We start from the raw sequence: 4,989 nt of genomic DNA, 5'->3' as shown, positions 1-4,989 counted from the left end.
TTCCGTCGCTAGTAACAAAAATGTCCCCCACCGGGTTTACTATTATTTTGTTCATTCCTTTCGGTCCGAGAGATGAGCCAAGCAACTCATCAATTTCTATTGCTGCCCTTTCAAGCTGGTCAATCAGCCCTTCTTCTTTTACCGGCTCGTTAATCTGGATCTTGTCCCTTATTGTCCTTGCCAGTTTTGCCATTCTGTCCTGGCTTTCAAGGCTCGTGCTGCCCGGTGTTTTTAGTTCACCTGCCATATTTCTTTCCTCATTTGCTGTGGTTTCTGCTGTTTTGACCTGCTGGAAATCTTATTTCTAGCTTTTATTCTGTCTTTTCCGGAAATTCATCCGGATCTCTGTTATTTTTCAGGATTTTTTATCCGGTTTTTTACTTTTCTCGTTTCAACTGAAACCTTTTTTCACGGGACTATATTCTTAGCTAAATGTTGAATCTCCGATGATTCGGAGAGTTTTTCCATATATTTCAGGTAGGTATCGTGATCTTCCATTGTAAGATCCGTTTTTGCGGGTAGATCGGAACATCTGGAATCCGTATTTATGTCTGTATATTCTATCGATCCGTATGCAGAAGTAGATCCTTTCACAGGACTTGCTTCAATAATCGAATAACGAAAGAGGAAGCTCTGAGAGGAAGGGTTCAGTTCCTGTTTATAGGCTGCAGTGTATACAGTACTCGAATAAAATCTTCTTTTCTCAGGTTCTGGTACTTTCTGAAGTCTCATCCAGTTTCGCCTCTTTTACCGGAATATTGAGAAAGATTCTCACTATTTTCTGCAGAAGTTTTTTTGCGTTTTTCTTCCCAATGCCTTTTGCCGTTTTTAGTTCGCCTGCACTTTTTTGAGGATGGGAGCAGGAATAGCGAGAACCCGATTTTTATTGTGATATAAAAGGAGGATGGGAAAGAACCCATCCCGTACCTGGCAAGCCAGGATTGTTTTTCACTAATTGCTTCAGAGGGCGGGTTTACCCGATAATCTTCCTAAAGAGTTCTGGACCTGTCTGTGCAACAGTGTAGGTCTGGGTGGCGACGGTGTCGCACGGACCTCTTGGGGGGACCTCACAACCAGTTGAAATCACGTACTTTGACTGCATTCCGTTCTCCTTGAGAGTGTTCAGGACGCTCTCCTGGAGGGAAATAGTGTCGTTTCTGATCTTTTCAAGGTTTGCAGGGCTGTTGTCCATGAATGCAACAGGGCTCACCTCTCCGCCGAACATGACATCTTTGCCGTAGTTCTCGATAAGGTACTTGTGGTCTTTGGAGCCTTTGTTTACCTGTTCTGGATAGAAAGTGTAGCTATAGTACTTTGTGTCCCATTTTTTGATGAGATCCCAGTGAGGGGCATCTGCGCAGTTGTGGATGACCATCGGTTTGTTGTACTTCTTATATAGAGGAGCGAAGACGTTCTGCATGGCTTTGCCTTCTGTCTTCATATATTCTTCTGCTCCGAGGATAACGTTGTTAGTCCAGAGAGTTACCAGGCAAAGGTTGTCGGGCTGGGCTTCCTCAAACATCATTGTGGCCATTTCCTTGCAGTACTCGGTGGTCTTTTCGAGACCTTTGAGGACGACATCGGGGTTATTCTGAAGGTCGGAGAGGACACGGGTTGCTCCCATGATCTGGGTCAGGGCTACCATCGGGCCTTCGAAAAGAGCGGTGACAGGTGCGTCAATCGCCTTTGCCTTCTCGGTAGCAAGCTTATTGCCCTGGATCAGGTTGTAGGCACGTGTACCTTCCTTGATTTCCGGGACTTCCATGGCTTCGTAGTCTTCAAGGTGTCCTGTGGCTGCAGGGGTGTCTTCTTCGGGAACCCTGATGGTTGCACCGAAATCGCTTGCAACCACACAGAGGTCAGTAAGGCCAACGAAATTGTCAATGTTGAAATATTTGGTACCTGCAACTACACTGGCTGCATACATTTCTGCCCTGGTGGAGTAGTCTGCGTAAGTGCAGGGCACGAACTTCCTTGAGAGACCGCAGATGAGAGGTGCTACCGGGAGCCTGTCGACCTTCTTGTCCTGGAAGGCTGAGACGAACCTTTCCTTCTTGGTCATGGTTTCATTGAACTTAGGCACAACGGAATCATACTCTGCAAGGATCTTCTCAGCTGTTAGGAGTCCAATGTCGATATCTTCCTTAGCACCCTTCTGTGCGAGAATTTCTTTATACTTCATCTTGCTTGTAACAACTGCGGAATCATTCCATGCATCGGCAGGAAGGTTGCTGACAAGAGAAGCAAGGGCCTCGACCGCTCCGCTGGCGTCACGAGCGGTTCCGTCTGCTCCGATAGATTCTGCAAATTCTCTTGAAACAGGTGCACCACCGACCATAACCACAAGAGAATCCCTGAGGCCTTCTTCCTGAAGCTGTTCGATTACAGTTTTCATGCCTCCCATGGTGGTGGTCATCAGGGTACTCATGGAAATAGCTGCTGCCCTGTTTTCCTTCGCAGCTTCTACGAATTTTCCGAGTGGAACATCGACACCGAGATCAATTGCGTTGTATCCCGCAGCTGTAATCATTGTTTTGACGAGGTTCTTTCCGATATCATGAACGTCTCCTTCGACAGTACCGACGATGACGTTCTGGGGACCAGCGCTTGCATCAACTTTCATGTAGGGGGTCAGGATTTCCATTCCTGCATACATTGCATCTGCTGCGAGCAGAAGGCTGGGGACGAAGGCTTCTCCCTTTTCATACTGGTCGCTTATAATGTTCATTCCTTTTGCAAGGCCGCCAATGATTGCTTCATATGCATCAACTCCTTCATCAAGAGCCTTCTGTGCAAATTCTTCTGCAAGTTCGTCATCGCCCTCAACTACAGCATCCGCTAAAGCATTTAAAATTTCATTTTTTGCCATTGAAAATCTCCTTTATTTCTTAAAAATCCGGGAAGGCAATTCTCTGCCTGTTTTTAGGATCTCTGTTTTTTCCCGTATTCAGGTCATTGCGGGTTCCACAGTCCGCCAATCCCTGAGTCCACTTATAAGCTCCTTAATTCATACAATAATCATTGATGAGTATCTCTTCTTATACTCTGTACAGTGTTGTAAGGAATTTTTTCCAGATCTCTATCCTGAAACCGTTATTCCTTTTGACTCAATGATTATCAATTAGAGATTCTCTCTATCGCATATAGCTTAACCGACACTGTTTTTCTACTCAGGAGCAATATTTTTTCCCTTTGAAAAATAAGCTTTTCCTGAGATTTCATACTTGACTAAATTTGCTAACACATTGGATTTTCAATATACTGGAAAAATTATATTTCCTGTGCATTTTTGTCTGCATCTTTTCTTGCAGAGGTGATAGCTTACAGGGAAGACCACAAAATCCTGCTGGTTGAAAAAAAGAAGTCATTAAATATTGAAGAGCATTGAAAATTTGAAGGCTTGAATCACATATACTTGAATCACAATATCATATGGGAATTTAGAACCCCGAGTATTACATTGCGAGAACTTGATCCCACTTACAGGTCGACAGCACTTATAATTCGCTGTAAATCAATAAAAAACTTCCAATATCCTCAAAATAGTAATAATATCTGATGTGTCTGCTTTATAATTTTTGGTTTATTATTTATTGTCCTATTTTAAATAGGATCTCCACAATTTATATTAAATATGTAGTATCAAAAGCCATATATGTCTAGAATTAAATATAATCTTTGTAATATTAACCTGGCTCCGGTTGAAAATCATTTCCCTTTTTAAGACAGGAGCGTTTTACCGATTGATTCACGGATATATTTCTGAGTAGATCAAGAATAAGAATTAATCTCAATCGTTTCTAATACGAATTAATATGATACCTTATCAATTGATTGAGTCGCTTTAATTGTAATATCTCCTGGTAAAGGCTAAAATTATGCAGTTCCGGGATCTTGATGGGTTTGGGCAAATTCTGGCGAATTTGTGGTTTAAGACAAATGTGTGAGTAATTGGAAGCTGATAAACATGAGTTCTCTTATAGATCTGATTTTTTTCTCTGAAAAAAGGAAAAATCTTCTCGTTCAGTTAGCTAACGGGCCGATGGACATTGACGAAATTAAAGAAGTTCTTAACGTAAAATCCTGTGCTCTAATGCCTCAAATTAAAAAACTGAAAGATATGGATATGATAGTGCAGACGGGAAATATCTACCAACTTTCAGATATAGGGTCAGTGGTCGTTGAGAAAATGCTTCCTCTTACATCCATTCTTGACGTTTTTGACGGAAACAAAGACTACTGGGCAAAACATGACAGGTCTCCTATTCCAGAGCATTTGATTAAAAAAATCGACATGCTAGGAAGATGTCATCTGGACGAACCTGATCTTGATCATCTTTTCGAGTTTCCGGGATATTTGCGTGAAAAGCTAAGCAGCTCAAGAACCATTAAATCCTTTTACTCCTATTTCTGTCCTGACTGCCCGTCGATCCAGGTTAGCTGTGCGAAAAATGGGGCCGAAGTGCATCTGATTCTTGATGAGAAGGTTTATAACAGATTGAAAAATGACTTTCAAGAAGAATATAATGTCCTGCTCGAAAACAATGTATCACTCTATATATATTCCGGCAAAATAAGACCTTCTTCCTTCATGGTTACAGATAATTTCTTTATGTTGAAACTCTTCGGAAAGGAGGGGGAATTCGATCACAGGAAGATCACGAGTTATACTCCCAGTGCTATGGAATGGGGCAATGAACTGGCTCAATATTATATGGACCAGTCGGCTAAAGTTAATTAAATTAGTATTTAGGCAGTGTGCCAATTTTTCTGTAAAATTACAAATTTTAAAAAGTTATTAAATCGAAAACTCGATATTAGTAGACCAGTTTCATGTACTGTGCACAAAAACTTGACTTAAAATTTACAGCAAATTCGGGACATTGCCAATATTGGCAGTGTAGCGAAAGTTCTGTAAAATATGATTGACTCTGTATCCTTTTTCTTTTACCACAAAAAAACAGGATGCAGAGTCAATGGTAGATTTAT

General features: G+C 41.7%; 3 protein-coding genes and 1 pseudogene. 1 reads left to right on the top strand and 3 read right to left on the bottom strand.

Translation table 11 applies throughout. The annotated features are described in order from the left end of the window. The 3 genes and pseudogenes from PLL47_RS14430 to PLL47_RS14420 form a co-directional block, all read right to left on the bottom strand. Positions 1-247: pseudogene (locus PLL47_RS14430) on the bottom strand (TCP-1/cpn60 chaperonin family protein); the annotation flags it as partial. A 161-nt stretch (positions 248-408) separates the two neighbouring features. Continuing rightward, entirely contained in the window at positions 409-732 is a 324-nt protein-coding gene (locus PLL47_RS14425; protein ID WP_324447200.1) for a hypothetical protein, read from the bottom strand. A gap of 241 nt (positions 733-973) precedes the next feature. Beyond that, positions 974-2,869, bottom strand: coding sequence for a uroporphyrinogen decarboxylase family protein (locus PLL47_RS14420; RefSeq protein WP_324447198.1), 1,896 nt, complete (start codon positions 2,867-2,869; stop codon positions 974-976). A 1,098-nt stretch (positions 2,870-3,967) separates the two neighbouring features. Here PLL47_RS14420 and PLL47_RS14415 point away from each other — a divergent pair. Further along, entirely contained in the window at positions 3,968-4,741 is a 774-nt protein-coding gene (locus PLL47_RS14415; RefSeq protein WP_502883713.1) for a helix-turn-helix transcriptional regulator, read from the top strand. The last annotated feature ends 248 nt before the right edge of the window (positions 4,742-4,989 follow it).

The organism is Methanosarcina sp., from assembly GCF_035390745.1.
Classification (GTDB): Archaea; Halobacteriota; Methanosarcinia; order Methanosarcinales; family Methanosarcinaceae; genus Methanosarcina.
This window is presented reverse-complemented; position numbering and strand designations above follow the sequence as displayed.